The following is a 25,056-nucleotide window of genomic DNA, read 5'->3' as shown; positions in this document are numbered from 1 at the left end:
TGCACCCCACAGCGCTGCGACGCCGTGGGACGTCGTCACCCTGGTGCAACGACCACGGACGGCGAAGGTTACTGGCGAGTTTCCTCCGAACGGGAACCCGTTGCCGAGCCGTTATGGTCCGGATGCAGCAGAGGCGGCCACCCTAACGGGTGACCGCCTCTGCGGGGAACAGCTGTGGAGCTACGAGATCACTTGAGGGTGATCTTGGCGCCCGCGGCCTCGAGCTTCTCCTTGGCGGCCTCGGCGGCCTCCTTGGCGACCTTCTCCAGGACCGGCTTCGGAGCGGACTCGACCAGCTCCTTGGCCTCCTTCAGGCCCAGGCCCGAGACGACCTCGCGGACGACCTTGATGACCTGGATCTTCTTGTCGCCGGCCGACTCCAGCACGACGTCGAACTCGTCCTGCTCCTCGGCGGCCTCGGCCGGAGCGGCGCCCGGGGCGGCGGCAGCGGCGACGGCGACCGGCGCCGCGGCGGTGACCTCGAAGGTCTCCTCGAACTGCTTCACGAACGCGGACAGCTCCAGGAGGGTCATCTCCTTGAAGGCGTCGAGCAGCTCGTCGGTGGTGAGCTTGGCCATGATGGCGTTCCTTCCTTACTCAATACGTGGCCGCCATGCAGGCGGGGTGGTGGCTTGGGTTGGTCAGCCCTCGGCCGGAGCCTCGGCTGCCTTCTTCTCCTGCAGGGCGGCGGCCAGGCGGGCGACCTGCGAGGCAGGCGCCTGGAACAGGCCGGCGGCCTTGGCCAGGTTGCCCTTCATGGCGCCGGCGAGCTTGGCCAGCAGCACCTCACGGGACTCGAGGTCGGCGATCCTGCTGACCTCGTCGACCGTGAGCGGCTTGCCGTCCATGTAGCCGCCCTTGACGACAAGGGCCTTGTTGTCCTTCGCGAAGTCACGCAGCGCCTTGGCCGCGTCGACCGGCTCGCCCTCGATGAACGCGATGGCGGTCGGGCCGACGAGCAGGCTCTCGAGACCCTCGACGCCAGCGTCCTCGGCGGCACGCTTGACCAGGGTGTTCTTCGCGACGGTGTACGTGGTGCCCTTGCCGAGAGCGCGCCGCAGCACGGTGAGCTGCGCCATGGACAGCCCGCGGTACTCGGTGACAACCGCGGCCGAGCTGGCCCGGAACTTCTCCGAGATCTCAGCAACGGCGGTGACCTTGCTTGGCTTCGCCATGGTCGCCTCCTCTCTGCTTGGTAGCGGGGAACCCGCGAACACATCGCCGCGGGCGACCGCCGGAGGAGGTCCGAACAAGAGAAAACGCCCCTGCGCAGAGCGGCACGGGGCGTACACCATCATAGGCACGGCGAACCGTGCGGATACAGCAGCCTCGTCCTCCTGCGCGGGCCGCCCGCTCTCGCGGGACCTTCGTCTGGGCACGCCAGACACCAGCGGTCTTCGGTGGAACTGGGACCAGGGTAGCAACCCGGTGCCCGTAACTCCAAAACGCTAGCCTTGACCGGTGGCGAAGGAGCGGCGGCGGCGCGCGTACCTCCCGGCCGGCATCGTGATCCTGGCGGTGCTCGGCGGCGGTCAGTACTACCTGTCCAACATCTTCGCCCCTGCCGACACCGGCTCCGGCGGCAACGGCGGCACCGGCGGCGTGCCCGGCGCGGACGTCCCGCTGCACGGGCCGGCCAATCCCGCGTACGCGGTGAGTTCCGTATACGCGGCGGTCGGCAACGACGACCCCGGCAAGGTCTGCCAGAGCGTGCTGGGAGGCATCGGCGGCGTGCACTTCGCGGGCTCGTTCAGCACCACCAGCTGCGAGGACGCAGTGCACAAGGAGCACAAGAAGGTCACCGACAGCGAGACCTACGCCAGCATCACCGTGCCACTGGGGGCCATCCACGAGGAAGGCACATCCTCCGCGACGGTGTACTCCTGCGCGATGCCCATCAGCGGCGGCGACCCGCTCGGGACGTTCGTGCTCACCCGCACCGACAACGGCTGGATCATCGTCGACAACAAACCCGATCCGGGCCCCTGCCCGCCGGCCGACAGCCACTGAAAAGGGCCGCACCCCTGGCGGGATGCGGCCCTTCTGCTCAGCTACTTCGCACTCAGGCGCTGGCCTCGTCGGTCAGCATGTTGCGGGTGCGGTTCGGGTCGACCGGGATGCCGGGGCCCATGGTGGTGGAGAAGGTGACCTTCTTCAGGTACCGGCCCTTGGCGGCGGACGGCTTGGCCCGCAGCACCTCGTCCAGCGCGGCCGCGTAGTTCTCCACCAGTTTGTCGGTGTCGAACGAGGCCTTGCCGATCACCAGGTGCAGGTTGGCCTGCTTGTCCACCCGGAAGTTGATCTTGCCGCCCTTGATGTCGGTGATCGCCTTGGCGACCGCCGGCGTCACGGTGCCGGTCTTCGGGTTCGGCATCAGGCCACGGGGGCCGAGGATGCGGGCGATGCGACCGACCTTCGCCATCTGGTCGGGCGTCGCGATCGCGGCGTCGAAATCGAGCCAGCCACCCTGGATACGCTCGATCAGGTCGTCGCTGCCGACGGCGTCCGCACCGGCGGCCTCGGCCTCAGCGGCCTTGTCGCCGGTCGCGAACACGATCACCCGCGCGGTCTTGCCGGTGCCGTGGGGCAGGTTGACGGTGCCACGAACCATCTGGTCGGCCTTGCGGGGGTCGACACCGAGACGGATCGCGACCTCGACGGTGGCGTCCAGCTTGACCTTGGAGGTCTCCTTCGCCAGGTTGGCGGCCTCGAGCGGCGAGTACAGCCGCTCCCGGTCCACCAGCTCGGCGGCCTGACGGTAGGCCTTGCTGCGCTTCATGTTCCTGTTCCTTCGTGGATCAGTAGTGGTTGTGAGCTGCGCCCAGCTCTCCCACGCTGTCTAAAAGAGTGAGGGTGGTTCAGCCTTCGACCGTGATGCCCATGGAGCGGGCGGTGCCGGCGATGATCTTCGCCGCCTGGTCCAGGTCGTCGGCGTTGAGGTCGGTCATCTTGGTCTGGGCGATCTCGCGCACCTGGTCCCAGCTGACCTTGGCGACCTTGGTCTTGTGCGGCTCGCCGCTGCCCTTCTCCACACCGGCGGCCTTGAGCAGCAGCTTCGCGGCCGGCGGGGTCTTGAGCTTGAAGTCGAACGAGCGGTCCTCGTACACGGAGATCTCGACCGGCACGACGCTGCCACGCTGCGACTCGGTCGCGGCGTTGTACGCCTTGCAGAACTCCATGATGTTGACGCCGTGCTGGCCGAGCGCCGGGCCGACGGGCGGCGCCGGGTTGGCGAGACCGGCCTTGATCTGCAGCTTGATGATCGCTGCGAGCTTCTTCTTCTTGGGTGGCATTTCGGGTTTCCTGTTATTCGTGTGGTTCCGCGCGGGGGCCCTGCCCGCCACCCGCGTGGCTGCTCGGCTCCCTGCCGGGAACCGGTCAGATCTTGGAGACCTGGGTGAACGACAGCTCGACCGGCGTCTCGCGACCGAAGATCGACACGAGCACCTTCAGCTTCTGGCCGTCCGCGTTGACCTCGCTGATGGTAGCCGGCAGCGTGGCGAACGGGCCGTCCATGACGGTGACGGACTCGCCGACCTCGAAGTCGACCTCGACGGTGGGCTTGGCCACGGCGGCGGCCGTCTTCTTGCCGCCCTCCTGCTTGGCCGCGTCCTGCTCGACCTGCGGGAGCAGGAACTTGAGCACGTCGTCGAGGGTGAGCGGGGACGGCTTGGAGGTGGCGCCGACGAACCCGGTGACACCGGGGGTGTTGCGCACCGCGCTCCAGGACGCGTCGTTCAGTTCCATCCGGACCAGGATGTAGCCGGGCAGCACCTTGCGCTGCACCTGCTTGCGCTGGCCGTTCTTGATCTCGGTGACTTCCTCGGTGGGCACCTCGACCTGGAAGATGTAGTCCTCCATGTCCAGGGTCTGGATGCGCGTCTCGAGGTTGGTCTTGACCTTGTTCTCGTAACCGGCGTACGAGTGCACGACGTACCAGTCGCCGGGGGCGTGCCGCAGCGCGGCCCGCATCTCCTCGGCGGGGTCCATGTCCTCGTCGACGGCCGCGACGGCCTGCTCGTCGCTGTCCTCGGACTCCTCGGACTCGACCTGCTCGACCTCGTTCTCCTCGGCCACGTCCAGGTCGGACTCGACGGCGGCGTCGTCGCCGGGCACGGCGTCGAGGTCCTGCTCGTCGACGTCCGGCAGCTCCTGGCCGGCGGCGGCGCCGTTCTCGGAGGTCACAGCTGGGTCTCGCTTCCTCTCGTGCGTCAGTGTCCGGTCGCTCATGCCGGCGACCGGTGGCCCCGCACCCGTTCGGCTACTTGCCGAACAGGAAGGCCACGCCCTGGAAGAAGGCGTAGTCCAGACCGAAGACCAACGCCACCATCACGGCCACGAACACCAGCACGACGATCGTGTACGTCAGCAGGTTCTTGCGCGTCGGCCAGATGACCTTGCGCAATTCGGCGACGACCTCGCGGAGGAAGCGACCGAGGCGCTTGAAGACGTTGGGCCGCTTGGCCTTGCGGTCCCGCGACGCCGTCTCGAGGCCCTGCTCGCGCTTCGACTGCGTGGTCCTGCCGGTGCTGCTGACAACCTTGGCCGAGTCGGCCTTGGCCGACTCAGTCTGGTCGCTACCGGTCTCCGGCGCGACCTGGCGTGCGGAGGCGCGGCGCTCGCGTCGCGCTGCGGCGGTGACCGGACGAGCAGCGCCTTCGCGCTTCTCCGTCCGCTCCTGCTCGCGGTCCTCGCTCACGCCATCCTCCGCTCACCAAAAGCTTCGATGCAGGGGCGACAGGACTTGAACCTGCAACCTGCGGTTTTGGAGACCGCTGCTCTGCCAGTTGAGCTACACCCCTCTGAGGCCGTCCTCCGCCGTCCCACGGACTCCGTGGGAACAGGCTTCATCACGTCCCGGCCCCGAGAGTCTACGGCACGAATGGGTGGTCACTGCAACCGCACTGGTCAACAGCGGTGTTCGGGCCCCCCCGGACGCAAATTCGATGGGTGGCGTCTGCCACCATGAAGGCCATGGCAGCCCCCGAAGCTCCCCCTGTCAACACCCCCGCGGCACGCCGCCGGGTCTCCGCCCGCATCGGCGGCATCGCCGAGTCCGCCACCCTCGCGGTGGACGCGAAGGCGAAGGCGCTCAAGGCGGCGGGCCGGCCGGTGATCGGATTCGGCGCAGGCGAACCCGACTTCCCCACGCCCGACGCGATCGTCGAGGCGGCCGCGGCGGCGACCCGCGACCCCCGCAACCACCGCTACACGCCGGCGGCCGGCCTGCCCGAGCTGCGCGAGGCGGTGGCGGCCAAGACCGCCCGCGACAGCGGCTACCAGGTGCAGCCGAGCCAGGTGCTGATCACCAACGGCGGCAAGCAGGCCGTGTACCAGGCGTTCGCGACGCTGCTCGACCCCGGCGACGAGGTCATCATGCCGGCGCCGTACTGGACCACCTACCCGGAGGCGATCACGCTCGCCGGCGGCGTCCCGGTGCAGGTCACCGCGGACGAGTCGACCGGCTACCTGGTCACCGTCGAGCAGCTGGAGGCGGCCCGCACGCCGCGCACCAAGGTGCTGCTGTTCGTGTCGCCGTCCAACCCGACCGGCGCCGTCTACGACCGCGAGCAGACCGAGGCGATCGGCCGTTGGGCGCTGGAGCACGGCATCTGGGTGGTCACCGACGAGATCTACGAGCACCTGGTCTACGACGGCGCGCAGGCGCACTCGCTGCCGGTGCTGGTGCCCGAGCTGGCCGACACCACCGTCGTGCTCAACGGCGTGGCCAAGACGTACGCGATGACCGGCTGGCGGGTGGGCTGGATGATCTCCCCGGCCGACGTCACCAAGGCCGCCGCGAACCTGCAGTCGCACCTGTCCTCGAACGTGTGCAACGTGGCGCAGCGCGCCGCGCTGGCGGCCGTGTCCGGTCCGCTGGACGCCGTGCACGAGATGCGCGCCGCGTTCGACCGGCGCCGCAAGACCATGGTCGAGCTGCTGTCGGCCATCCCGGGGGTCACCTGCCCAACGCCGCAGGGCGCGTTCTACGCGTACCCGTCGGTGAAGGGCATACTCGGCAAGGAGCTGCGCGGCCAGCGCCCGCAGACCAGCGTCGAGCTGGCGGCCCTGGTGCTGGAGCACGCCGAGGTGGCCGTGGTGCCCGGTGAGGCGTTCGGCACCCCCGGTTACTTCCGGCTCTCCTACGCCCTCGGCGACGACGACCTGGTCACCGGCGTCAACCGGATGGGCGACCTGCTCCGCGAGGCCAAGTAACCCTCCGCAGCACCTTTCGTTCGGAACGGACCATTCCTCAACTCGGAGTTGAGGAATGGTCCGTTCCCAGCGTCACTCGATCGGACTAGCCGAGCCGGACCATGGCCGTCGGCCGGCCGAGCACGCTCTGGCCCTCGAAGGAGACGGTGATCGCCACCTTGGCGGTGCCGTCCTCGCTCACGTCGGTGACCTTGCCGGTGATCTCCAGCAGCGCGCCCTCGCCGTCGTTGGGCACGGGCACCGGCCGGGTGAACTTGGTGGTGGTCTCCACGATCGCGCCCGGGTCGCCGACCCAGTCGCTGACGAGTTCGTTGGCCAGCGCCATGGTCAGCATGCCGTGGGCGATGACCCCGGGCAGGCCGACCTCGTTCGCGAACTTCTCGTTCCAGTGGATGGGGTTGAAGTCCAGCGACGCGCCCGCGTAGCGGACGAGGTTGTCACGGGTGACGCGGACCTGCTTGGCCGGCAGCTCGTCGCCCTTGGTGACCTTGGATGCGGGCACCCTGCTCATCACGCGTCCTCCCCGCGGGCCACCAGCAGCCCGGTCGACGTGCACACGGATTCGCCGTCCTCGGTGGTGATCTCGGCGCGGATGGTGAGGAAGTCGTTGCCCATCCGGGTCTGCACGTCGTCCACGTGCACGACGCTGACCAGCCGGTCGCCGGCGACCATGGGCCGGTGGTGGACGAAGGTCTGCGAGCCGTGCACCACCCGGCTGTAGTCCAGGCCCAGCTCGGGGTCGTCGACGACGATCGAGGTGGACTTCATGGAGATGACCGTGGCGAACGTCGGCGGCGCGATCACGTCAGCGTAGCCGGCGGCCCGCGCGGCCGCCGGGTCGCGGTGCAGCGGGCTGGTGGCTCCCACCGCGTCGGCGAACTCGCGGATCTTCTCGCGGCCTACCTCGTACACGTCACCCGGCGGGTAGCTGCGTCCTGTGAACGACTTGTCCAGTGGCACCGGGCCAGGTTAGAACGCGGAGAGGCCGCCCCGAGCATGCGGGGCGGCCTCTCACGAGCTGAAGCTGTGCGTCAGCGGGTTTCCTTGTGGGCACGGTGCGTGCCGCAGTTCGGGCAGAACTTCTTGATCTCCAGGCGGTCCGGGTCGTTCCGGCGGTTCTTCCTGGTGATGTAGTTGCGGTGCTTGCACTCCTCGCACGCGAGGGTGATCTTCGGTCGCACGTCGGTCGCAGCCACGGGGCACCTCTCCTGTCTCTAGTCCCCCGTGCCGGGGGTCTGGGGCGCGGGCCCCAGTGTAATGGCGGAACGACCCGGCTCAGCGAAGCTGAGCGCACGCCCCCATCGAGTAGCGATGGCCGGACTTGAACCGGCGACACAGCGATTATGAGTCGCTTGCTCTACCAACTGAGCTACACCGCCTTACACGCAGAGCAGCCGCGATGCCTTGAAGCTGAGCACCGCGGCGATCTCTGGAGCCCCAATACGGAATCGAACCGTAGACCTTCTCCTTACCATGGAGACGCTCTGCCGACTGAGCTATTGGGGCCTGCTCTTGCGGAGCGATTAGAACTCTAGCCTATGACCCCCGCGATCACGAAATCGGGGGGCCACCGCCGACCTGCGTCAACTGACCAACGTGAGGACCGTCTCATCCCGCAGGCCCCGGGCCCGGATCGTGCGGGCCCGCAGCCAGGCCTCGAAGCGCTCCTCGGACAGCGGCCGGGAGATCAGGTAGCCCTGCGCGACGTCGCAGCCCATGCTGACGAGCTGCTCGCGGGCCGAGTCCTCCTCGACGCCCTCGGCCACCACCGTCAGGCCCAGCGAGTGCCCCAGCTCGACGATGGCCCGCACCACGGCCATGTCCGACAGGTCGGTGCCCATGCCGAGCACGAACGACTTGTCGATCTTCACCTCGTCCACCGGCAGCTGCCGCAGGTAGGCCAGCGACGAGTAGCCGGTGCCGAAGTCGTCCACGGCCAGCGTCACGCCCATCGCGTGCAGCCGCCGCAGCACCGGCAGCGCCCGCTCCGGGTCGGACATGACGCCGGACTCGGTCAGCTCGAAGGTGAGCAGCTGCGGCGGCACGTCGTAGCGGCGCAGCGCCTCGGCGACCAGGTCCGGGAAGTTGGCGTCGGCCAGGTTGCGCACGGACAGGTTGACCGCGGTGGACATCCGCAGCCCCCGGTCCAGCCACGACCGCACCCGCTGCAGGCCCTGCTCCATCACGAACGAGGTGAGCGCGTCGACGAGGCCGGTGGCCTCCACGGCGGGCACGAACTCGTCCGGGTCGAGCGGACCGAACTCGGGGTGCCGCCACCGCACCAGTGCCTCGACGCCGACCACCTGCCGGCTCGGCAGCGCGATCTTCGGCTGGTAGTGCACGGTGACCTGGCCGGTCTCCAGCGCCTGCCGGAACTGGGTGACCAGTTGGAAGCGCCGCAGGAAGATCTGGCCCATGCTCGGCGCGTAGCCACGCACCGGGTCGCTGCCGCTGTGCGCGGCCTGCACGGCGACGTCGGCGCGCTGCAGCAGCGTGTCGACGTCGAGCGTGTCGTCGCCGTCCTCGGTGGTGTTGGAGACGTAGCCGATCAGCGCGCTGGCTTCCACGGTCAGCTTGTCCACCGGGTACGGCATGGACAGCCCCGCGCGCAGCTTCTCGCCGATCTCCTGCGCCTGCTCGTGGGTGTGGTCGACGAGCAGCGCCGCGAAGGAGCCGCCCTCCAGCCGCGCCAGCGGCACCTCGTTACCGAGGGCGTCGCGCAGCCGGCGGCTCGCGGCGAGCACCATGCGGTCGCCCCAGGCGTAGCCGAGGGCGTCCGCCACGCCGGACATCACGTCCAAATCGATGCGCATAACAACGCACGCGTCGTCGCCGCGCACGGGATCGCCGGCGACCTCGCGGAAGCCGGTGCGGTTGAGCAACCCGGTCAGCGGGTCGTGGTACGCGTGGTGACGCAGCCGCCCGACCAGGCGGCGGTTGTCCATGGCGGTGGCGAGGTGGCTGGACAGCGTGCGCAGCAGCCGCACGTCGGCACTGCCGAAGCCACGCCAGCGGCTGAGCCGGTCGTGCACCTCCATGGCGCCGAGCGGCTGGCTCGCGCCGCGCAGCGGCACCACCAGCACCTCGTAGACGCCGCGGCGGCGCAGCGCCTCCTGCACGTCGTCGGCGGCGTCGGACAGCTTGAAGTAGCGCACGTGGTTGCCGGCGAGCTGCAGGATCGGGTCGTCGCGGTCCAGGTCGGCGTCGTCGGGCAGCGGCACCCCGGCGACGAGCTTGCGCACGTCGTCGGCGGCGTCCATCTTCAGGTGCAGCACCACGCGCTTGGCGTTGAGCTGGTCGCGGATGCGCTCCACGATGGCCTGCCAGTCGGCGGGGTCCTCCGGCGGCAGCACGTTGGTCAGCACCGACGCCTTGTTCATGACGTCCTGGCCGGAGCGCGCCACGTTGAGGCTGACGTCGGACAGCGTCTCCAGGTCACGCTGCTCGCGCAGCAGCCCGGAGTACGCCCGGTACAGCGCCACCATCGAGGCCGCGAGCAGGGTGGCCAGCAGCCAGCCCCACGGCGCGGTGTTGACCAGCACGTACGCGACCAGGCCGACGGTGACGTTCATCAGGCAGACGACCAGCGAGCGCAGGCCCAGCCGGGCCGCGGAGGGCATCCGCAGCTCGCCGCCGAGCACGTGCATTGCTCCCAGGCCGAGAGCCGTGCTGACCAGGGGCGACGTGAGCACGCCCAGCGCCGCGGCGGCCCACACCGGCATCGCGGCGAAGTCGCTGGTCAGCAGGTAGAAGACGGCGTACGGGATCGCCACCTCGAGGCACATGATGCCGACGTGGTAGCTGAGGTGGCGCAGCTTGTGCCGGCTGATCTGCACGCCGAGGCCGGCGACCAGGTAGGCGGCCAGCACGACCTCGAACGGAACCGTGACCAGGCCGAGCACGAGCGGGATCTCGGCGAAGGAGATCGTCCAGCTGATCTGCCGGACGTCGAAGTCGATGGACAGCTGCTCGGACAGCAGGAAGCCGACGGCGAGCAGCGGGCCGGCGATCAGCAGCTGCTCGGGTTGCGGGTGGTCGACGTGACCGAGGAGCACTGCCGCCGTGACGCCGACGCCGATCAGCAGGACCGCCGCGGAGAACAGGCGGTAGCGCCGGGTACGCTGTGGATCAAGCTGCGCGCGAACCGGCGGACGTGGCACCTCGGGATGGACGGCACGGCGGTGGTCGGTCATCCACCCTCCTTGTCGGGCCACGCAGACAGGGCGCCTTCCCCCTGTCGACACTCCTGCCGGTGGTGTCTTGGCACGACCGAGGGGCCCCGACCGCTCCGGAACCCCTCCATCCGCAGTTTACCCCGGTTGAGCGAGTGTGGCCCGTCCAGTTGACGAAGGCAACACTCCCAGTGAACAGTTTGGCGTCGGAAAGAGCAATTTGCACGTCCAACCGGCCTCTTGAAACGATTAAGCGGACAAAACGCCGGCAAAACGGACACTCGGATGCGTCGATCACACCCCGTGTCGATCACCGTCAGTAATGGCCGCGACTTCGCCCCGTCGCCGGTGTTGGATGACTCCGCGTGGACATCGATGTCGAGCGGCAGCACGCCGCGCGCCTGGCCCTGCTCGATCCGCTGCTGCCGGCCGACCCACCGCTGTCCGGGGACCTGATCGACACCGTCGGTGCACTGGGCGCGCCCGCGTTCCAGGAGGTCGACTCCGAAGCACTCGACGCCACCTGGGGCCCGCTGCGCCGGCACACGCTGACCGTGCGACTGGCCGGCGCCGACCTCGGGCCGCTGCTCGACCGCTGGGAGGAGCACCTGGCCAAGGTCGTCACTCCCGGCGACGACGACTGCGCCGCCCAGATCTCGTGGCCGAGCCGGGACACCTCCGCCGTGCTCGCCCTCGTCCGCCACGGCTTCGCCCCGCTCGTCACCACCGCCGTCCGCCGCGCAGGCTCGTTCGGCCCGGCGCCGACCGTGCCCGGCCTCATCATCCGCCACGCCACGAAGGCGGACTTGGCAGCGTGTGTGGCACTAGATCTGGAAGTCGTTCGCTACGACTCCCAGTTCGGGGCCCTCACCGAACGCCCCTCCACCGAGTCCGGCCTCCGCCGGAACATGGCCGAGATGATCGACCGGGAGCAGCCCTGCATCTGGCTGGCCGAGGTCTCCGACCGCCCCGTCGGCATCGTCACTGTCGACCTGCCGCCCCACTCCGACTGGATCGCCGGCCGCACCTCCGCCGCCCCCGCCGCCTACCTCGGTCTCGGCGGCGTCCGCTCCGACACCCGCGGCGCCGGCATCGGCTCCGCCCTCGTCAGCCACGTCCACCGCGAGCTGGACGCCGCCGGCATCGCCGTCACGCTCCTGCACTACTGCGTCGCCAACCCCCGCTCCGTGCCGTTCTGGTCCCTGCACGGCTACCGTCCACTCTGGACCAGCTGGAACCGCCGGCCGGCCATTCGCGCCTGACCGCGCCGCCGCTTCGCACGGCCACGCCTACCTGCCCGTCAGCGCCTTCACCATGGGGGCGGCCGCCTCGAACTCGCGGTCCGACACGACCAAATAGGACAGTCCGAGCCGTTCTCGTCGCCGGTGCGCGAGCTCCACGACGTGGTCGAGCGGGCCCAGGAACTTCGCCGGCATGTCCTCGACAAGGTCCGCGGCGCCGGCGCCCCAGCCGCGTTCGATCGCGAAGCGCTCCGCCGCCACGCGCGGGTCGTCGGACAGCTCCACCGACACCACCGCGCTGATCTCCACGTCGCGGCCCTCGGCGCGAACCAAGTCCGCCTTCGTTGCGAATGCGGCACCAAGTCGCTCCTCCATGGCGTCGGAAATCGTCCCGCCCGGCAATGCCTTGGCCAGGATTCCGACCGTGTCCGCCTCCCGGCCGGCCAGCCGCAGCATCCGTGGACTGCCCGCCCCGACCAGCAGCCGGGGCACCCGCTCGACCGGCGGGAAGTTCGTCACGCCGTCCACCCGGTAGTGCTCGCCCTCGAAGCGGACTTCCTTGCCCGCGAACAACTCCTTCAGCACCCGCACCGACTCCTCCAGCCGTCCGACCCGCACCCCGGCCCGGTCGAAGGCCATGCCCGCCGCCTCGTACTCGACGCGTAGCCAACCCGCGCCCAGTCCCAGCTCGAAGCGGCCACCCGACAGCTGCTGCAGCGTCGCCGCCTCCTTGGCCAGCATCACCGGATGCCGATAGTCGTTGTCCAGCACCAGGGTTCCCACCCCCAGCCGGCTCGTCGCGCCCGCCGCCGCGGCCAGGGCGATCAGCGGTGCCACCTGTTCCCCGAACGGCTCCGGCACGAAGTGGTCGCGCAGCAACACGGTGTCGTAGCCCAGTTCCTCGGCCCGACGCGCGGTCGCCACGACCGCATCGACGCTGCCCGCCGTCTCCGCCAACACTCCGAATCGAAAAGCGCTCATGCACCGATCCTCGCCACCCCGAGGGACCCGTGCTGGCGGCTTTCGGCCGTCGCGTTCCACCCCCGACTTGACACGCCTCGACCTGCGGATCCAGCCCCAAAGCAAGATCGCCGAATCGCGCCTTCAGCGCGGCCAACGACGTCCCGCCTAGCGTGGCCGCACAGGGAGGTCACCCATGCGCACAAGCGTCCAAGTCAGGGGCGAAGAAGAGATAGGAGACCGCAGCTACGCGGTCCACGTCCAGATGGACACCGACTTGTCCGTCACCGTCCAACTAGAGGCCCAGCTGCCCGACGGCGCCGTGGTCGCCGAGGGCAGTTTCATCCTGCCGGTCACCGATCTGATCGCCGCCGGCCAACTCATCGAGGCCACCCTGCGGGGCCTGGCCACCGTGCGCGGCGGCGGCCGCGTGTCGTCGAAATCGCGCCAGGCGCCGGCCAATGCCGGCACGCCGTGGAGTTCCGAGCAGGACGACGAACTCCGTCGTTTGTGGACGGACGGCGTGCAGCCGATCACCGAGCTCGGCCACCACTTCGGCCGCAGCCGCGCCGCGATCAAGGCCCGGCTGACCCATCTCGGCCTCGATCCCGACGACCCCGACCGCGGCCACCGGGAGATCACAAACCCATGACAACACTCGAACCTGTGTTCGAACTCGTGCTACGCTTGCTCTCGTGGCCGGCGTCATTGGGAGGGGAAGCCCCAGGCGCCGGCCATCTCACTCCCGGCGGTCGCCTCAACTCTTGGCCACCGCACACGTTCACCTTCGCCCGAGCCCATCCGGGCTCTCCGCGCACATTCTCACCACGTCCCCATCCCCCGAGCCGGCTCAGACGCCGGCCATCCGCGCCTCGCACGCGACATCCCACTCCGCCACCACGTCGGCGCCGCATCGCATCCGCGCACATCGCCACCCCACGAGCCCCCCAACCAAGCGGCGCCCGATCGGAGCTTGCTCCCGCTCGAACGCGAGCAGCGATTCCCCATCGCAGTGGTCCACCCAACCCGCTCCACTGAGGACTGACCCCGAGCACACGACCGTGCCGCCCAGCCCCAACCGGCGGGCACACCACCGCCGTAGGACTCACATCACCCCAAGGCGTGTGAGCACGCCCAACTCAGCCCACCCCGGCGAAGGCAGACTCCAACGCCTCACAACAGGCAACCAGGGCCCACCGAACCCTTACCAGGCAAGGGACAAAGCCCAACCGGCCTACGACAAACCATGCCCACCGACATTCACATGAGGCCAGGGCGAAGCCGGAGGACCTCACACCGGAGCCGACAACCGTCCGGAGCCCGCATCCCGGTCGCCGGAGGCGGAGCCCCTGCACTGCGGTTTGGGGCGAGCGCCTCGAAGGACACGGCAAGCGGGCTATGACTGCGTATTCCACAGGCATAGCCCGCCCATCCCGCGCGTGCCAGGTGCAGGAATTGAACCTCTGAAGCTTTCGCGGCTGGTTTACAGGCCACCAGCCAGACACGGTCGCCGGCAGCGCGGCCAACCCCAAGCCACTTGCGAAAGGAGGTGCTTGAGATCTTGACCGGCTCCCGGTCAGACGCGTTGATCTACGGGCTCCACCGGCTCCGAGACGCCGTCTACCGCGAGGATCACTCCCGCATTCGATCCGGGCCGCGGGTCATGGCCGGCCGGCGCAACCTCGTCGTCACCCTGCACCTGGCCGGGGTCGCACCATCACCGAAGCGATGCATTGAGCCTGCCGCATCATGCACCGGCCATTGCGGCTCCTCGGCCAACGGAATCACGTGCGCCATCGGGACTCCCCATCGATGAAGCCCGAGGACGCCGAGAAGATCACGTAGCGCTATCGAGAGTGAAGACTACATGGGCGTGCTTGCCCCCGTCTTCAGTCCACGTGACCCGCAGTGCGGGATCAGTGCCGTTCGCGTCGTACTCGTTCTTTCCGACGTAAGGATTCTTCCAGTGCACTCTGACCGTCTTGTAGTTCAGGGCCGGATCGGCGCATTCCGTCGTCAAGTAGGTGACGGTTCCCTCGGTGCCGGTGAGTGGCAGCCTGGACTCCGTCTCCCACGTGCCACGTCCCTTTGAGCTGATGATTGCCGGCGGGTCGATGGTCCACCGGCCCCTGTCCAGCCGCGTGATGTCGCGGGCCAGCAGACAACCCACGTTGCTGGCCAGGACGACGTTGGTGGATCGGGCCGCCGTGGGCGCAGCCGGTTGCGACTGTGTCGCGGCCGACGCTTGACCGGCCACACCGAACGCGCTCGTCGCCATCAGGGCCAGAGCGAGACCGGACCGGACGATCACGGCGAGCTTGTGGTGTCGCTTGGAACACCTTGAATTCATCATTACCACCTTCACAAATAACCGTGACGGTCAACAGTGGACGACCGCCGCACGGTTCCTTCTTTGCGGAGAACGTTGCGAAAGCTCCAACACGAGCCGCAAGAACGACAGTCTTGCAGGTTACGATAACCACATATGCCAGCGATCCGTCATTGCATGCCAGCGATCGCAAGGGGGTCACACGGTAAAACCCCACCCAGCATCGTTATCACATTTTCGGCTTTCTCATGGCCACCCCAAGCGATCCAGCCCCTCTCGGTGAGGTTCACTTACGGTTCGTCAGTCAGTTAGGCGAGCAAAAGGAGACGTCCCTCGGCGTACATCTGCTCATCTGCGCCATCTGTAGTACGGCCGACAACGTGCTTCTGGAACGGGCAACATGCGTCACTGGCGCTCATCGGCCACCGGTCGGCAGCAGGAGAACCGAGACGACCCCGACGCGGCGACTGTCACGCACCATCTCATCGCGTGAGTTGTCTACCAGCGGTTTCACGTAGCCCTCGTAGCTTGCTGGTGGCCGCATGGACGAGCGGCAACCGCTCAGCAGGACCTGCGTACGACCTGACTACCGCCAAGGCGTTGTGGCGACCCAGATGTAGCGCCATGCGGCTGCTCCGGTGTTCAGCCTCCGAGAACAACCAGTTGGTCGCTCATCCCGATAACGCGCGCCAAGGTCTCGGCCGAGCGCGGCACATCAAGCGTCGATGTGCTCGACCGGTCACTGCGTTGTGGTGCTCGACACGCAGAACTCCGGCCTTGAGACACCGTCAGGTTTCTCGGGAGCGCTTGCTGGTCGAAGCGCAGCAGTCGACCAGTTGGCGACCTCGCTGGATGAGGTGAGGACAAAGAAACCCAAGGCGACGCAAGCGCGAGCCGACCGGCGATCTGTGGCCAACCGGTGCGCGTCCCCGCCCGAAGAGGCTCTGAACCTGCGCGAAGATGTTTTCACGTTGCCAGCGGGATGCTGGGCACCAGCCACCTGGAGAGAAGGCTGCTCCGGAAGTTGCGGCCGCGCGGACGGATAGCGCAGCGAACGAAGAACCGAGTCTGAAGCACCGTGCGGAGACCAATAGCCGGACAGTCCCGTGTTGTCCCGAGCTAACCAACATGCTCCGGCAGCACATCAGCAGGTACGGCACAACCAAGGAGGGTTACCTGCTCCGTGGGACGCGTGGCGGCAGGCTTGGCAGCAGGGTCTACACGACGCTTGGTCCGAGACGCGAGAGAAAGCATTCACTCCTGGGGTGTCGCGTCGCCTCTGGCCGAACGGCTGTATGACCTCCGTCACGTGTACGTGGCGGGCGACGCCCGCGGATGCCCCTGCACACATACGGGCAGTGCGTCGACGGTGGCGAGCAGGCTGCGCCCGACCCGGGTCGAGGCGCTGCTCACGCCCAGGCCGAGGAGCGACGTCGATGCCCGCCGAAGGTCGGGCAGGTATTCGGCAGAACCAGGTGTAGACGGGTCGGACTCCGGCGGACTCGCCGGACAGTAAGAGAACGGCCCGGTGACCTGCTGTCGCAGGTCACCGGGCCGTTCTCAGTGCACGTGCCAGGTGAAGGATTTGAACCTCCGAAGCTTTCGCGGCTGATTTACAGTCAGCTCCCTTTGGCCGCTCGGGCAACCTGGCTCGGCTTCGCGGACCCGTGGTGGCGTCCGTGGGCAGAACTATACATAACCCGTGGGGGCGGTCTCCAACCGGTATCCCTACGGGTAGCCTCCGTGGGTCTACCGGACCGGTGTGCGGAGGTGCAGGACTCGTGGCGGACCCGTCGTTCGACGTGGTGAGCAAGGTCGACCGACAGGAGGTCGACAACGCGGTGAACCAGGCCGGCAAGGAGTTGTCGACGCGGTTCGACTTCCGGGGCACAGGGGCGTCGGTGGCCTGGTCGGGCGAGGAGGCGATCACGATCCAGGCGGAGACCGAGGAGCGCTGCGTGGCGGCGGTCGAGGTCTTCAAGGAGAAGTTGATCAAGCGCAACATCTCGCTGAAGGCGTTCGAGGTGGGCGAGCCCGCGGTGTCCGGCAAGATCTACAAGGTCACCGGCCGGATCGTGCAGGGCATCGAGTCGGACAAGGCCAAGAAGATCTCGAAGGCGATCCGTGACGAGGGCCCCAAGGGCGTGCAGGCGCAGATCCAGGGCGACCAGCTGCGGGTGTCGGCGAAGAAGAAGGACGATCTCCAGGCCGTGATCGCGCTGCTGAAGTCCAAGGACTTCGAGATCGCCCTCCAGTTCACGAACTACCGCTAGGGGAACGGGTCATGAAGGGCATCGTCCTGGCCGGGGGCAGCGGCACCCGGTTGCATCCGATCACGCAGGCCGTGTCGAAGCAGCTGCTGCCTGTCTACGACAAGCCGATGATCTTCTACCCGTTGTCGGTGCTGATGCTGGCCGGCATTCGTGAGGTGCTGATCATCTCCACGCCGGCCGACCTGCCGAGCTTCCGTCGGCTCCTGGGCGACGGCAGCCAGTTCGGGCTGTCGCTGAGCTACGCGGAGCAGCCGCAGCCCAACGGCCTGGCCGAGGCGTTCATCATCGGCGAGGAGTTCGTCGGCGACGACAGCGTCGCGCTGGTGCTCGGCGACAACATCTTCTACGGCCAGGGCTTCGCCTCGATGCTGCAGAAGCAGGTCGCGGGCATCGACGGCTGCGTGCTGTTCGGCTACCCGGTTCGGGACCCCGAGCGCTACGGCGTCGGCGAGGTGGACGCCACCGGCAAGCTGGTGTCGATCGAGGAGAAGCCGGCGCAGCCGCGGTCGAACAAGGCCATCACCGGCCTGTACTTCTACGACAACGACGTGGTGGAGATCTCCAAGAACCTGCAGCCGTCGGCGCGGGGCGAGCTGGAGATCACCGACGTCAACCGGATCTACCTGGAGCGCGACCGGGCCCGACTGGTGGACCTGGGTCGTGGCTTCGCCTGGCTCGACACCGGCACCCACGACTCGCTGCTGGAGGCCGGCCAGTTCGTGCAGGTGCTCGAACACCGCCAGGGCGTGCGCATCGCCTGTCTCGAGGAGATCGCGCTGCGGATGGGCTACATCGACGCGGACGCCTGCTACGCCCTGGGCCAGAAGCTGGCGAAGTCCGGCTACGGCCAGTACGTGATGGAGGTCGCAGTCTCCGCGGGCGCCGTGCCGTCGACCCCCGCCTGACCACCAGATCAGCAAGCACGACGGCCGCCGGCCCCAACGGGTCCGGCGGCCGTTCTGTGTTCGTGGGCTGGGGTGAAAGGTCGAACGGGAGCACCGCTCTGCCTAGCGGAAGCCGTGGCGGGCCATGTCCTCCAGGCGGCGGATGCGCTCGCTGATCGGGGGGTGGGTGGAGAACAGGCGGGCGCCGGCCTCGCCGGCTCGGAACGGGCTGGCAATCATCAGGTGCGACTGGGAGACCAGCGACGGGTCGGGGGGCAGCGGCGCCGCCTGGGTGCCGTGCTCGAGCTTGCGCAGGGCGGAGGCCAGGCCGAGGGGGTCGCCGGTGAGCTCGGCGCCGGACTGGTCGGCCTGGAACTCCCGCGAGCGGCTGACCGACATCTGCACGATGCCGGCGGCGAGGGGGGCGACGAGGGCGATGAGCAGGAGCGCGACGGGGTTGGGGCGGTCCTCGTCGTTGCTGCCGAAGATGCCGGCGAACATGGCGAGGTTGGCCAGCACGGACACGACGCTGGCCAGCGCGCCAGCGACGCAGGAGATGAGGATGTCGCGGTTGTAGACGTGCGACAGCTCGTGCCCGAGGACGGCGCGCAGCTCGCGCTCGTCGAGCAGTTCGAGGATGCCGACGGTGCAGCAGACGGCGGCGTTGGCGGGGTTGCGGCCGGTGGCGAACGCGTTGGGGGCCTGGGTGGGGCTGATGTACAGCCGCGGCATCGGCTGCCGCGCGGAGGTGGCCAGTTCACGCACGATCCGGTACATCGCCGGCTGCTCCACCTGCGACACGGGCCGCGCGTGCATGGCACGCAGCGCCAGCTTGTCGGAGTTGAAGTAGGCGTAGGCGTTCATGCCGAGGGCCACCACGAGGCCGATCAGCAGCCCGGTCCGGCCGAAGAACTGGCCGATCAGCAGGATCAGGCCGCTGAGCGCGCCGAGCAGCAGCGCCGTCTTCAACCCGTTGACGTGCTTGTGCACCTTCTCAGCCTCCGGGTCGTCGCGTCCTTTCTGACAACGCTCCCGGCCTGGTCCCAGTTCCGGGGGCGCCCCGCGCCGGGCGTCCCGGCGCGGCCTCGGGCGCGGCTTCGGCGGCCGCGTCCAGCGGCGGTGGCGGCGGCACCTGCTCGACCCATTTTCCCAGGTCGACGCGTTCGTGCACGAGTTCGGCGACGGCGTGCTCGCCGGTCCCGGGGTAGTCGTGCTCGGGCGCCCAGTGCAGCGCGTCGAAGGGGCAGACCTCGACGCAGATGCCGCAGTACAGGCACTGGCCGTAGTCGATGGCGAACCGGTCCAGCACGTTCTGCTGCCGAGGCCGGGCCGCGCCCTCCTGCCGCACGGTCTCGGTGTGCGAGTCGATGTGGATGCACCAGTCGGGACACTCGCGGGCGCAGATCATGCACACCGTGCAGTTGGCCTCGAGCAGCGCGATCACGCCGCGGGTGCGGGGCGGCAGCTGCCCGGTGGCGGCGCTGTCCTCGCCACGATCAGGACTCGGCGGCGACTGCTCGGTCATGACGGGTCCTCCTCTCGGCGCGGGCCCCAGGAGGGGTCGGGGACTCCGGGCGGGGCGAGTCGGCGGCGGCTGGGCGCGGCGGTGGACTCGCCGGGTTCCAGGGCGCCGGGCCAAGGCCGCACGACACGGGACGCCAGCACGAAGTCCTTGCGGAGTGGGTGCCCTGCGAACGTCTCGGACAGCAGCAGGTGCGCCGGTTGGGGACCGGCGAGTGCGATGCCGAACATCTCGGCCGCCTCACGTTCGTGCCAGGCTGCGCCGGCCCAGACGTGGGCGACGCTCGGGAGCTCCTCGCCGTCACCAACCTCGGTGCGCAGCAACAGGCCGTCGCGGGTCGCCGGGTCGACGACGTGCAGCAGCACGGTGTGGCGCTCGCCCGCGGACCCGGGGCGGCCGGCGTCCTCGGCGCCGAGCCAGTCGAACAGCACGCAGCCGAGTTCGTCACGGGCCAGCCGCGCGGCGTCCACCCAATCGTTGAGCGGCACGGTGACAACGGACTGAGCGAAGGCGGACCTGGTTGCGGCGGACGGCAGCAAGTCAGCCATTCGCGCGGCGAGTTCGCCGGATGCGGCGGTCATGACGTCACCATCCGGTGCAGCGCCCGCAGCCCGTCCAGCAGCGCCTCGGGGCGCGGCGGGCAGCCGGGAACGGCGACGTCGACCGGCAACATCTGGTCGATTCCCTTGGTGACGCAGTAGGAATCCCAGTACGGGCCGCCGGTGTTGCTGCATGCGCCGACCGAGAGCACGTACTTCGGCTCGGGCATCGCCTCGTAGCTCGCGAGGACCGCCGGCAGCATCACGTCGGTAACGGTTCCGGACACCACGAGCACGTGCGCCACCTCGGGGGCACCCGCCGGCACCGGTTCCGGGGCGTCGTCCCCGCGGCCGTGCAGCGCGGCCATCACCTCGACGCCGCAGCAGGCCAGTCCCAGGTCGAGCACCGTCACCTCGTACCGGGTGCCCCAGTTGAGCCGAACGGTCGACGTCGTCGTGGTCACGAAGGGCAAGCCTAGACGTGCCAATGGCGGGGCTTGTGCCGGTGGCGAAGATGGGCGCGTGAGCTTCTGGGAGGAACTCGGGCCCGAAGAGTACTGGGTCATGATCAACACAATTGAGGAGGCCTACCTCAACGGGGTGATCTCCGATTTCCTCGGTCACTCCGAGCGGTGCGGCACGGTCTGGATCCCGGGCACCGACGAGGAGGCGATCAAGGAGCTGATCCCCCGGTTCCGCCGCGTGGTGCGGGACCTGATCGACCGGGGGCTGGTCGAGATCAGGGAGCCGTGCAACGCGATCTGGGCGGACGCCCCCGAGCTGGACGACCAGGAGATCGACGAGGTGCTCGCCGACCCGGGAACGTGGCTGAAGGCGCCCGGCAGCGTGAACCGAATGGTGATGTTGATGCCGACCCCGCGGGCGGACCGGCTGATCTCCCGCTGAGGCCCCGATACCGTTGCGAGACCGTGCTTTTGGCGACCCGGCGGCGGGCTCTATGCTTCGAAGCATCCGGCGCTCGCCGGGCTCAAGGCACTTCAGCTAAGTGAGTCCATGACTATGGATCATCAGTTTCGCGCGCTCTCCGAGCGCCTCCGTGGTCTGTTCGGCGGCCGCAAGGTCGTCCTCGCCGGCGGTACCCGGCTGTCCAGGCGTGTGCAGGAACTGCAGCACCTCGGCGCCGACCGCACGCTCGTGATCAGCACGGACGATTCCGCCCCGCTGTACGACCCGCAGGTGGCCACCTGGCTGCCGCTGGGCATCAGCGGTCTGATCGCCATGGAACAGATGGGCCTTGAGGAAGCGCTGAGCAGTCCCACCCCGGAGCTGGCCGGGGCGCTGCGCGAGTTCGATCCGACGGGCGACGCACTGGTGATCGGCTCGCACTACATGACGCTGCCCGAGGTCGGCGGCCGTCCCGTGCTCAACTGCCGGCAGCCCGAATGGGTTGCGCTGGAGAACAAGACGACGATCGACTCGCTGTGGCGGGACCTGTCCGTGCCGCACGCGCCGGCGGCCGTGTTCGACGCCGGCAGCGAGTCGTTCACCTCGCTGTGGGAGGCGTCCACGCTGCTGGACAACGGCTGGGGCGTGGTGTGGTCCGGAGACGGGCCGGCGATCAACGGCGGGGCCAACTTCGTGCGCCGGGTGCGGACCCGGTCCGAGGCCAGGCGGGTGTTCCGGCACCTCGCGCCGAAGTGCGACTTCATCCGGGTGATGCCGTTCCTGGAGGGGATCCCGGTGTCCGTGCACGGGATCGTGTTCCCGGACGGCACCGCCGTGCTGCGTCCGATCGAGATGGTCGTGCCGCGGCGCACCGAGTCGGCGCGCTTCCTGTACGCCGGGTGCGCCAGCTTCTACGACCCGCCCGCGCACATCCGTGACGAGATGCGCAACCTGGCCCGGCGGGTGGGTGAGCAGCTGCGCACCACCGTCGGCTACCGGGGCACGTTCACCCTCGACGGCGTCGCCACCGCGGACGGCTTCCGGCCGACGGAGATCAACACCCGTTACGGCGGCGCGATGACGTGCTTCGAGGACGCGCTGCCGCAGGTGCCGATCGCCCTCGTGCAGGTGGCGCTCGTGGCCGGGTACGACATCGGCATGACGTCCATGGAGTTCGAGGACATGCTGGTCGGCGCGGCCGACGCCAACCGCATCAGCTCCATCGGCGCCAACGTGAAGGCCGTGTCGCCGACCCACGAGGTGGAGCGCCCGGTGGTGTGGACCGAGTGGGCGTGCCGGTGGGCGCACGAGGACGAGGCTCCACATGGGACGCTGCGGCTCAGGCCCGGCCGCATCGGCGGGCGGCTGGAGCTGGACCTGTTCCAGGACATGGTGCGTTCCGGCCGGGCCGCCGCGCCGCTGGTGGTGTCCGCGTTCGCCCTGGCGGACCAGGACTGGTGCACCGGGCTGGGCCGGTTGGAGCCGGCGCTGGCCGTCGCCGAGTCGGACGTCGACGAGCTGATGGCCGTCGTGGAGCAGGCCGCCGTCACGGCGTGAGGACACCGTCCAGAGTGGACCAGCTGCCGGTCACCCGTCGGGTGGCCGGCAGCTGTCGTCCGGGTCCTTACGACAGTCGCAGCGCTGGACGATGATGTCGCCGTTGATGGTGCCGGCCTGGACGACTACGCCGCCCTCGTTGTGGGCGACCGTGTTCCGCACCTCGGTTGGCGGCCGAGGCATCCGGCCAAGGACGCGCCGGGCGAGCCCGAAGGCGACAGTCCCCGCGAAGACCACCAGGGCTGCTGCCAGCGCACACAGCACCGCGTCGACGGCGAATCTGGTCGGATTTTGGGCAGGATCGGCTGACCACTTAATGCGACATGAAAAGGTGGAACGCCAACACCCGCCAGCCGGTCAGTAGGACCTCCCGAAGCCCGTGGATCCCGCCGGGAACAGGTTATCGCGTTGATCAGTGGGCGGCCAGCAGTTCGTTCACCGTGACGAACCGATACCCCTTGGCGCGCAGGCCGTCCACGATGCGGGGCAGGGCGGCGAGGTCGGCGTCGTGGTCGGCGTTCCAGGGGTGCAGCAGGATGATCGAGCCCGGCCGCACCTGGTCCAGCGTCGTGCGCGCGATGGCGTTGGGGTCGTCGGAGGCCGGGTCGCCGGCGTCGGAGTCGGGCTCCACGTCCCAGGTGATCGTCTTCCGGTCGTGGTCGGACAGGTAGCGCGGCAGCTGGTAGAGCTTCTTGCTGTACGGCGGGCGGAACACGATGTCGCCGCCGTAGCCCGCCTTGCGGATCAGGGCATCGGTGCGTTCGATCTCCGAGGCCACGAAATCGGCGCCGACGAACACCATCCGGGTGTGCGTGTACGAGTGGTTGGCCAGCTGGTGGCCCTGCGCCACCAGCTGCTCGGCCACCCCCGGGTGCTTCTCGATCTCCGAGCCGATGAGGAAGAACGTCGCCGGCACGTGCAGGTCGGACAGGGCCTTCTCGATCGACGGGGCCTTGTCGGACGGGCCGTCGTCGAAGGTCAGCGCGACCACCTTCTGCTCGGTGTCCACCCGGTACGTCAGGCCACCGAAGAGCTGGAACGTGCGGGCGTTCATCAGCAGGTACAGCCCGACACCGCCGCCGACCAGCACCAGCAGCACCACCGCGGAGATGATCAGCACCTTGCGCATGTCCGGCCGACGCGGGGGCTGTGCGTCGGGTTGCGCGGCGCCGGCGATCAGTTCCGTGACTCCCGGCCGTCCAACAGCTCCAGGCCGCGCCTGGCCCAGCCGCGGAACGCCGCGTCCTCGTCGGCGGCGTGCGGGCGCAGTGTGTGGAAGCCGTCCTCCCACAGCTGCGGATCATGCCCCCGCATCAGCCGCATCGCGTCCCGGAATCTGTCCCTCATGGGACCCAGCCTCCCCGGACATCGCCGGGGCTGCCTCACTATTTCGATGTGGAACCGCCGGCGGTCAGACGGAGAAGCCGGTGACCTTGTGCGGGGTCACCCGCACGATCAGGCGCCGCAGCTCGGCCGGCTCGGGCCGCGGGTCCTCGCCGAGATACTTCTGGGAGAGCCTGCGGGGCAGGGACTTCTCGGGGTCCTCGATCAGCTCGGCGGTGCCGCGGATGTCGACGGAGTGGTACGGGTTCGCGACGTCGAAGACAGTCAGGCTGATCCGGGGATCGCGGGCGAGGTTGCGGGCCTTCTGGCGCTTCGCCGTGACGGAGAACAGCACGGCGTCACCGTCGCGCGCGATCCACACGACGGAGGTGTGCGGGCCACCGTCGCCGTCGAGCGTGGCGACGGTGGCGAAGTTCTTGCCGTCCAGCAGAGCGCGCGTGTCCTCGTCGAGTTCCATGGACACAGCAACGCGGCCGAGGCCGGCGATCTTCCGATCGGGGCGGAAGTCGCCGGTCAGTCCCGGAGCTCCATGGTGCAGCCCTTGCTGATCTAACGACTCAGGGCCCTGACCTGCATTTTTACCACCCTGCGGGATTGCGCGCCGGGTCGTATTCCGCACATGTTCCGCGCTGCCACTCCCCTACCGGCGGCGATCGACGTCGGCCGCGCCTGGCTTCCCGACCACAAGGGAGTGGCCTCGCGCCATCCCGTCGACCTGGCAACGCCCGATCACGCGTGTCAAGGGGGCACATGCGGGCAGGACTACCGGCTCCGGCTGGGAGCGCCCCCTTGATGCGTGTGATTGCCCTCCGGGAGGTCGACGGGATGGCGCGGTCAAGGCCGCTCCCGAACCGCAGCCTGCCGCAGTCCGCATCCATCCTGTTGGCCTGCCCGTCCGGCGAGGACTTCCCCAACGCTGGCAGCCTGCGGCATTTGCGCTGGTAATACCCTGCCTAGGGCCAGTTGGAGTGCAAACAGGTGCACTGGAGGCCGACTTGCAACTCGCCCACTACCTGGGGTGTCGCCTTCGATGCTCGCAGTCGTGTCCAGGCTACGGATCAGCGGCTCCAGCATCTCGAGTTGGTGCAGATGCTTGACCGTAGTTCCGAGTCC

28 protein-coding genes and 4 tRNA genes are annotated in these 25,056 nt (G+C 68.9%); 8 read left to right on the top strand and 24 right to left on the bottom strand.

Annotation, left to right across the window (positions count from 1 at the left end):
• Positions 1-188: 188 nt before the first annotated feature.
• Positions 189-578, bottom strand: a complete 390-nt coding sequence (rplL, locus tag BJ998_RS21995) for a 50S ribosomal protein L7/L12 (RefSeq protein WP_184864408.1) — start codon at positions 576-578, stop codon at positions 189-191.
• A 63-nt stretch (positions 579-641) separates the two neighbouring features.
• Positions 642-1,175 carry a 50S ribosomal protein L10 gene (gene rplJ / locus BJ998_RS21990; protein ID WP_184864406.1) on the bottom strand — a complete coding sequence of 178 codons (534 nt, stop codon included), beginning with the start codon at positions 1,173-1,175 and terminating at the stop codon, positions 642-644.
• A gap of 286 nt (positions 1,176-1,461) precedes the next feature.
• Between rplJ and BJ998_RS21985 the strand changes: the two genes are divergently transcribed.
• On the top strand, positions 1,462-2,010 hold the full coding sequence (locus BJ998_RS21985; RefSeq protein ID WP_184864404.1) for a hypothetical protein: 549 nt from the start codon (positions 1,462-1,464) through the stop codon (positions 2,008-2,010).
• Between the two features lie 52 nt (positions 2,011-2,062).
• Here the strand turns inward: BJ998_RS21985 and rplA are convergent, their stop codons facing one another.
• The 5 genes from rplA to BJ998_RS21960 form a co-directional block, all read right to left on the bottom strand.
• A complete protein-coding gene (gene rplA, locus BJ998_RS21980) occupies positions 2,063-2,779 on the bottom strand; it encodes a 50S ribosomal protein L1 (protein ID WP_184864402.1) in 717 nt (238 codons plus the stop codon).
• Between the two features lie 79 nt (positions 2,780-2,858).
• Positions 2,859-3,293 carry a 50S ribosomal protein L11 gene (gene rplK, locus BJ998_RS21975; protein WP_184864401.1) on the bottom strand — a complete coding sequence of 145 codons (435 nt, stop codon included), beginning with the start codon at positions 3,291-3,293 and terminating at the stop codon, positions 2,859-2,861.
• An 85-nt stretch (positions 3,294-3,378) separates the two neighbouring features.
• On the bottom strand, positions 3,379-4,185 hold the full coding sequence (nusG, locus tag BJ998_RS21970) for a transcription termination/antitermination protein NusG (protein WP_184864399.1): 807 nt from the start codon (positions 4,183-4,185) through the stop codon (positions 3,379-3,381).
• A gap of 76 nt (positions 4,186-4,261) precedes the next feature.
• The gene (secE, locus tag BJ998_RS21965) at positions 4,262-4,699 is read right to left on the bottom strand and encodes a preprotein translocase subunit SecE (RefSeq protein ID WP_184864397.1); all 438 of its coding nucleotides are present in this window, start codon (positions 4,697-4,699) and stop codon (positions 4,262-4,264) included.
• 30 nt (positions 4,700-4,729) lie between these two features.
• Positions 4,730-4,802 (bottom strand) — tRNA-Trp (locus BJ998_RS21960).
• A 172-nt stretch (positions 4,803-4,974) separates the two neighbouring features.
• On the opposite strand from BJ998_RS21960, the gene BJ998_RS21955 reads away from it, so the two are divergent.
• Positions 4,975-6,216 carry a pyridoxal phosphate-dependent aminotransferase gene (locus tag BJ998_RS21955; protein WP_184864395.1) on the top strand — a complete coding sequence of 414 codons (1,242 nt, stop codon included), beginning with the start codon at positions 4,975-4,977 and terminating at the stop codon, positions 6,214-6,216.
• Between the two features lie 85 nt (positions 6,217-6,301).
• Here BJ998_RS21955 and BJ998_RS21950 read toward each other — a convergent pair whose 3' ends face one another.
• From BJ998_RS21950 to BJ998_RS21925, 6 genes are all read right to left on the bottom strand, one after another.
• On the bottom strand, positions 6,302-6,727 hold the full coding sequence (locus tag BJ998_RS21950; RefSeq protein ID WP_184864393.1) for a MaoC family dehydratase: 426 nt from the start codon (positions 6,725-6,727) through the stop codon (positions 6,302-6,304).
• Positions 6,727-7,176: a MaoC family dehydratase N-terminal domain-containing protein gene (locus BJ998_RS21945; RefSeq protein WP_184864391.1), complete on the bottom strand. Its 450-nt coding sequence runs from the start codon at positions 7,174-7,176 to the stop codon at positions 6,727-6,729. The genes BJ998_RS21950 and BJ998_RS21945 overlap by 1 nt, the downstream gene beginning before the upstream one ends.
• Positions 7,177-7,247: 71 nt before the next feature.
• Positions 7,248-7,412, bottom strand: coding sequence for a 50S ribosomal protein L33 (rpmG, locus tag BJ998_RS21940; protein WP_025361417.1), 165 nt, complete (start codon positions 7,410-7,412; stop codon positions 7,248-7,250).
• Positions 7,413-7,522: 110 nt separating this feature from the next.
• A tRNA-Met gene (locus BJ998_RS21935) sits at positions 7,523-7,595 on the bottom strand.
• Between the two features lie 51 nt (positions 7,596-7,646).
• Positions 7,647-7,722, bottom strand: a tRNA-Thr gene (locus BJ998_RS21930).
• Positions 7,723-7,799: 77 nt separating this feature from the next.
• Entirely contained in the window at positions 7,800-10,409 is a 2,610-nt protein-coding gene (locus tag BJ998_RS21925) for a putative bifunctional diguanylate cyclase/phosphodiesterase (RefSeq protein WP_184864390.1), read from the bottom strand.
• A 344-nt stretch (positions 10,410-10,753) separates the two neighbouring features.
• Here BJ998_RS21925 and BJ998_RS49215 point away from each other — a divergent pair, with 344 nt between their 5' ends.
• Positions 10,754-11,650 carry a GNAT family N-acetyltransferase gene (locus tag BJ998_RS49215; protein WP_184864389.1) on the top strand — a complete coding sequence of 299 codons (897 nt, stop codon included), beginning with the start codon at positions 10,754-10,756 and terminating at the stop codon, positions 11,648-11,650.
• 27 nt (positions 11,651-11,677) lie between these two features.
• Here the strand turns inward: BJ998_RS49215 and BJ998_RS21915 are convergent, their stop codons facing one another.
• On the bottom strand, positions 11,678-12,610 hold the full coding sequence (locus BJ998_RS21915; protein WP_184864388.1) for a TIGR03621 family F420-dependent LLM class oxidoreductase: 933 nt from the start codon (positions 12,608-12,610) through the stop codon (positions 11,678-11,680).
• A gap of 175 nt (positions 12,611-12,785) precedes the next feature.
• Here BJ998_RS21915 and BJ998_RS21910 point away from each other — a divergent pair, with 175 nt between their 5' ends.
• Positions 12,786-13,241 carry a hypothetical protein gene (locus BJ998_RS21910; protein WP_184864387.1) on the top strand — a complete coding sequence of 152 codons (456 nt, stop codon included), beginning with the start codon at positions 12,786-12,788 and terminating at the stop codon, positions 13,239-13,241.
• Between the two features lie 1,185 nt (positions 13,242-14,426).
• On the opposite strand, the gene BJ998_RS21905 is transcribed toward BJ998_RS21910, so the two are convergent.
• Both BJ998_RS21905 and BJ998_RS21900 read right to left on the bottom strand, forming a co-directional pair.
• Entirely contained in the window at positions 14,427-14,900 is a 474-nt protein-coding gene (locus tag BJ998_RS21905) for a hypothetical protein (protein ID WP_184864386.1), read from the bottom strand.
• A 1,588-nt stretch (positions 14,901-16,488) separates the two neighbouring features.
• Positions 16,489-16,569: transfer RNA gene (locus BJ998_RS21900), tRNA-Tyr, on the bottom strand.
• A 130-nt stretch (positions 16,570-16,699) separates the two neighbouring features.
• On the opposite strand from BJ998_RS21900, the gene BJ998_RS21895 reads away from it, so the two are divergent.
• Positions 16,700-17,191: a YajQ family cyclic di-GMP-binding protein gene (locus BJ998_RS21895; RefSeq protein WP_184864385.1), complete on the top strand. Its 492-nt coding sequence runs from the start codon at positions 16,700-16,702 to the stop codon at positions 17,189-17,191.
• A gap of 11 nt (positions 17,192-17,202) precedes the next feature.
• Positions 17,203-18,096 carry a glucose-1-phosphate thymidylyltransferase RfbA gene (rfbA, locus tag BJ998_RS21890; RefSeq protein ID WP_184864384.1) on the top strand — a complete coding sequence of 298 codons (894 nt, stop codon included), beginning with the start codon at positions 17,203-17,205 and terminating at the stop codon, positions 18,094-18,096.
• A 102-nt stretch (positions 18,097-18,198) separates the two neighbouring features.
• Here the strand turns inward: rfbA and htpX are convergent, their stop codons facing one another.
• The 4 genes from htpX to BJ998_RS21870 are packed head-to-tail and all read right to left on the bottom strand — an operon-like array spanning position 18,199 to position 20,600.
• Entirely contained in the window at positions 18,199-19,065 is an 867-nt protein-coding gene (gene htpX / locus BJ998_RS21885; protein WP_184864383.1) for a zinc metalloprotease HtpX, read from the bottom strand.
• Between the two features lie 4 nt (positions 19,066-19,069).
• Complete coding sequence (locus tag BJ998_RS21880; RefSeq protein WP_184864382.1) at positions 19,070-19,600, bottom strand: 4Fe-4S binding protein; 531 nt, start codon at positions 19,598-19,600, stop codon at positions 19,070-19,072.
• Positions 19,597-20,178 carry an NADH-quinone oxidoreductase subunit C gene (locus BJ998_RS21875; protein WP_184864380.1) on the bottom strand — a complete coding sequence of 194 codons (582 nt, stop codon included), beginning with the start codon at positions 20,176-20,178 and terminating at the stop codon, positions 19,597-19,599. The genes BJ998_RS21880 and BJ998_RS21875 overlap by 4 nt, the downstream gene beginning before the upstream one ends.
• The gene (locus tag BJ998_RS21870) at positions 20,175-20,600 is read right to left on the bottom strand and encodes an NADH-quinone oxidoreductase subunit B (RefSeq protein ID WP_312890270.1); all 426 of its coding nucleotides are present in this window, start codon (positions 20,598-20,600) and stop codon (positions 20,175-20,177) included. Before BJ998_RS21870 ends, BJ998_RS21875 begins: the two co-directional genes overlap by 4 nt.
• Positions 20,601-20,658: 58 nt before the next feature.
• Between BJ998_RS21870 and BJ998_RS21865 the strand changes: the two genes are divergently transcribed.
• Positions 20,659-21,042, top strand: a complete 384-nt coding sequence (locus tag BJ998_RS21865) for a hypothetical protein (RefSeq protein WP_184869230.1) — start codon at positions 20,659-20,661, stop codon at positions 21,040-21,042.
• 114 nt (positions 21,043-21,156) lie between these two features.
• Positions 21,157-22,599 (top strand): ATP-grasp domain-containing protein, encoded by a 1,443-nt coding sequence (locus tag BJ998_RS21860; protein ID WP_184864376.1) that lies wholly within the window; start codon positions 21,157-21,159, stop codon positions 22,597-22,599.
• A 30-nt stretch (positions 22,600-22,629) separates the two neighbouring features.
• On the opposite strand, the gene BJ998_RS21855 is transcribed toward BJ998_RS21860, so the two are convergent.
• The 4 genes from BJ998_RS21855 to BJ998_RS21840 form a co-directional block, all read right to left on the bottom strand.
• Entirely contained in the window at positions 22,630-22,782 is a 153-nt protein-coding gene (locus tag BJ998_RS21855; protein WP_184864374.1) for a hypothetical protein, read from the bottom strand.
• A 229-nt stretch (positions 22,783-23,011) separates the two neighbouring features.
• On the bottom strand, positions 23,012-23,728 hold the full coding sequence (locus BJ998_RS21850; RefSeq protein ID WP_184864372.1) for a polysaccharide deacetylase family protein: 717 nt from the start codon (positions 23,726-23,728) through the stop codon (positions 23,012-23,014).
• A 47-nt stretch (positions 23,729-23,775) separates the two neighbouring features.
• Positions 23,776-23,946 (bottom strand): hypothetical protein, encoded by a 171-nt coding sequence (locus tag BJ998_RS21845; RefSeq protein WP_184864370.1) that lies wholly within the window; start codon positions 23,944-23,946, stop codon positions 23,776-23,778.
• Positions 23,947-24,010: 64 nt separating this feature from the next.
• Positions 24,011-24,400: a PPOX class F420-dependent oxidoreductase gene (locus BJ998_RS21840; protein ID WP_221338088.1), complete on the bottom strand. Its 390-nt coding sequence runs from the start codon at positions 24,398-24,400 to the stop codon at positions 24,011-24,013.
• Positions 24,401-25,056: the final 656 nt, after the last annotated feature.

It is taken from the genome of Kutzneria kofuensis (assembly GCF_014203355.1).
Taxonomy (GTDB): domain Bacteria; phylum Actinomycetota; class Actinomycetes; order Mycobacteriales; family Pseudonocardiaceae; genus Kutzneria; species Kutzneria kofuensis.
Note: the sequence above shows the minus strand (reverse complement) of the source record. Positions and strands in the feature narration are given on the sequence as shown.

Bases quoted from the DNA above. Each gene is read 5' to 3' on its own strand.
- BJ998_RS21910 (WP_184864387.1), top strand. From the start codon at position 12,786: ATGCGCACAAGCGTCCAAGTCAGGGGCGAAGAAGAGATAGGAGACCGC.
- BJ998_RS21955 (WP_184864395.1), top strand. From the start codon at position 4,975: ATGGCAGCCCCCGAAGCTCCCCCTGTCAACACCCCCGCGGCACGCCGC.
- BJ998_RS21855 (WP_184864374.1), bottom strand. From the start codon at position 22,782: ATGCCTCGGCCGCCAACCGAGGTGCGGAACACGGTCGCCCACAACGAG.
- BJ998_RS21845 (WP_184864370.1), bottom strand. From the start codon at position 23,946: ATGAGGGACAGATTCCGGGACGCGATGCGGCTGATGCGGGGGCATGAT.
- BJ998_RS21915 (WP_184864388.1), bottom strand. From the start codon at position 12,610: ATGAGCGCTTTTCGATTCGGAGTGTTGGCGGAGACGGCGGGCAGCGTC.
- BJ998_RS21880 (WP_184864382.1), bottom strand. From the start codon at position 19,600: ATGACCGAGCAGTCGCCGCCGAGTCCTGATCGTGGCGAGGACAGCGCC.
- rplJ (WP_184864406.1), bottom strand. From the start codon at position 1,175: ATGGCGAAGCCAAGCAAGGTCACCGCCGTTGCTGAGATCTCGGAGAAG.
- BJ998_RS21840 (WP_221338088.1), bottom strand. From the start codon at position 24,400: ATGGAACTCGACGAGGACACGCGCGCTCTGCTGGACGGCAAGAACTTC.
- BJ998_RS21860 (WP_184864376.1), top strand. From the start codon at position 21,157: ATGGATCATCAGTTTCGCGCGCTCTCCGAGCGCCTCCGTGGTCTGTTC.
- rplA (WP_184864402.1), bottom strand. From the start codon at position 2,779: ATGAAGCGCAGCAAGGCCTACCGTCAGGCCGCCGAGCTGGTGGACCGG.
- BJ998_RS21950 (WP_184864393.1), bottom strand. From the start codon at position 6,727: ATGAGCAGGGTGCCCGCATCCAAGGTCACCAAGGGCGACGAGCTGCCG.
- rplK (WP_184864401.1), bottom strand. From the start codon at position 3,293: ATGCCACCCAAGAAGAAGAAGCTCGCAGCGATCATCAAGCTGCAGATC.
- rplL (WP_184864408.1), bottom strand. From the start codon at position 578: ATGGCCAAGCTCACCACCGACGAGCTGCTCGACGCCTTCAAGGAGATG.
- BJ998_RS21850 (WP_184864372.1), bottom strand. From the start codon at position 23,728: ATGCGCAAGGTGCTGATCATCTCCGCGGTGGTGCTGCTGGTGCTGGTC.
- BJ998_RS21875 (WP_184864380.1), bottom strand. From the start codon at position 20,178: ATGACCGCCGCATCCGGCGAACTCGCCGCGCGAATGGCTGACTTGCTG.
- rfbA (WP_184864384.1), top strand. From the start codon at position 17,203: ATGAAGGGCATCGTCCTGGCCGGGGGCAGCGGCACCCGGTTGCATCCG.
- BJ998_RS21925 (WP_184864390.1), bottom strand. From the start codon at position 10,409: ATGACCGACCACCGCCGTGCCGTCCATCCCGAGGTGCCACGTCCGCCG.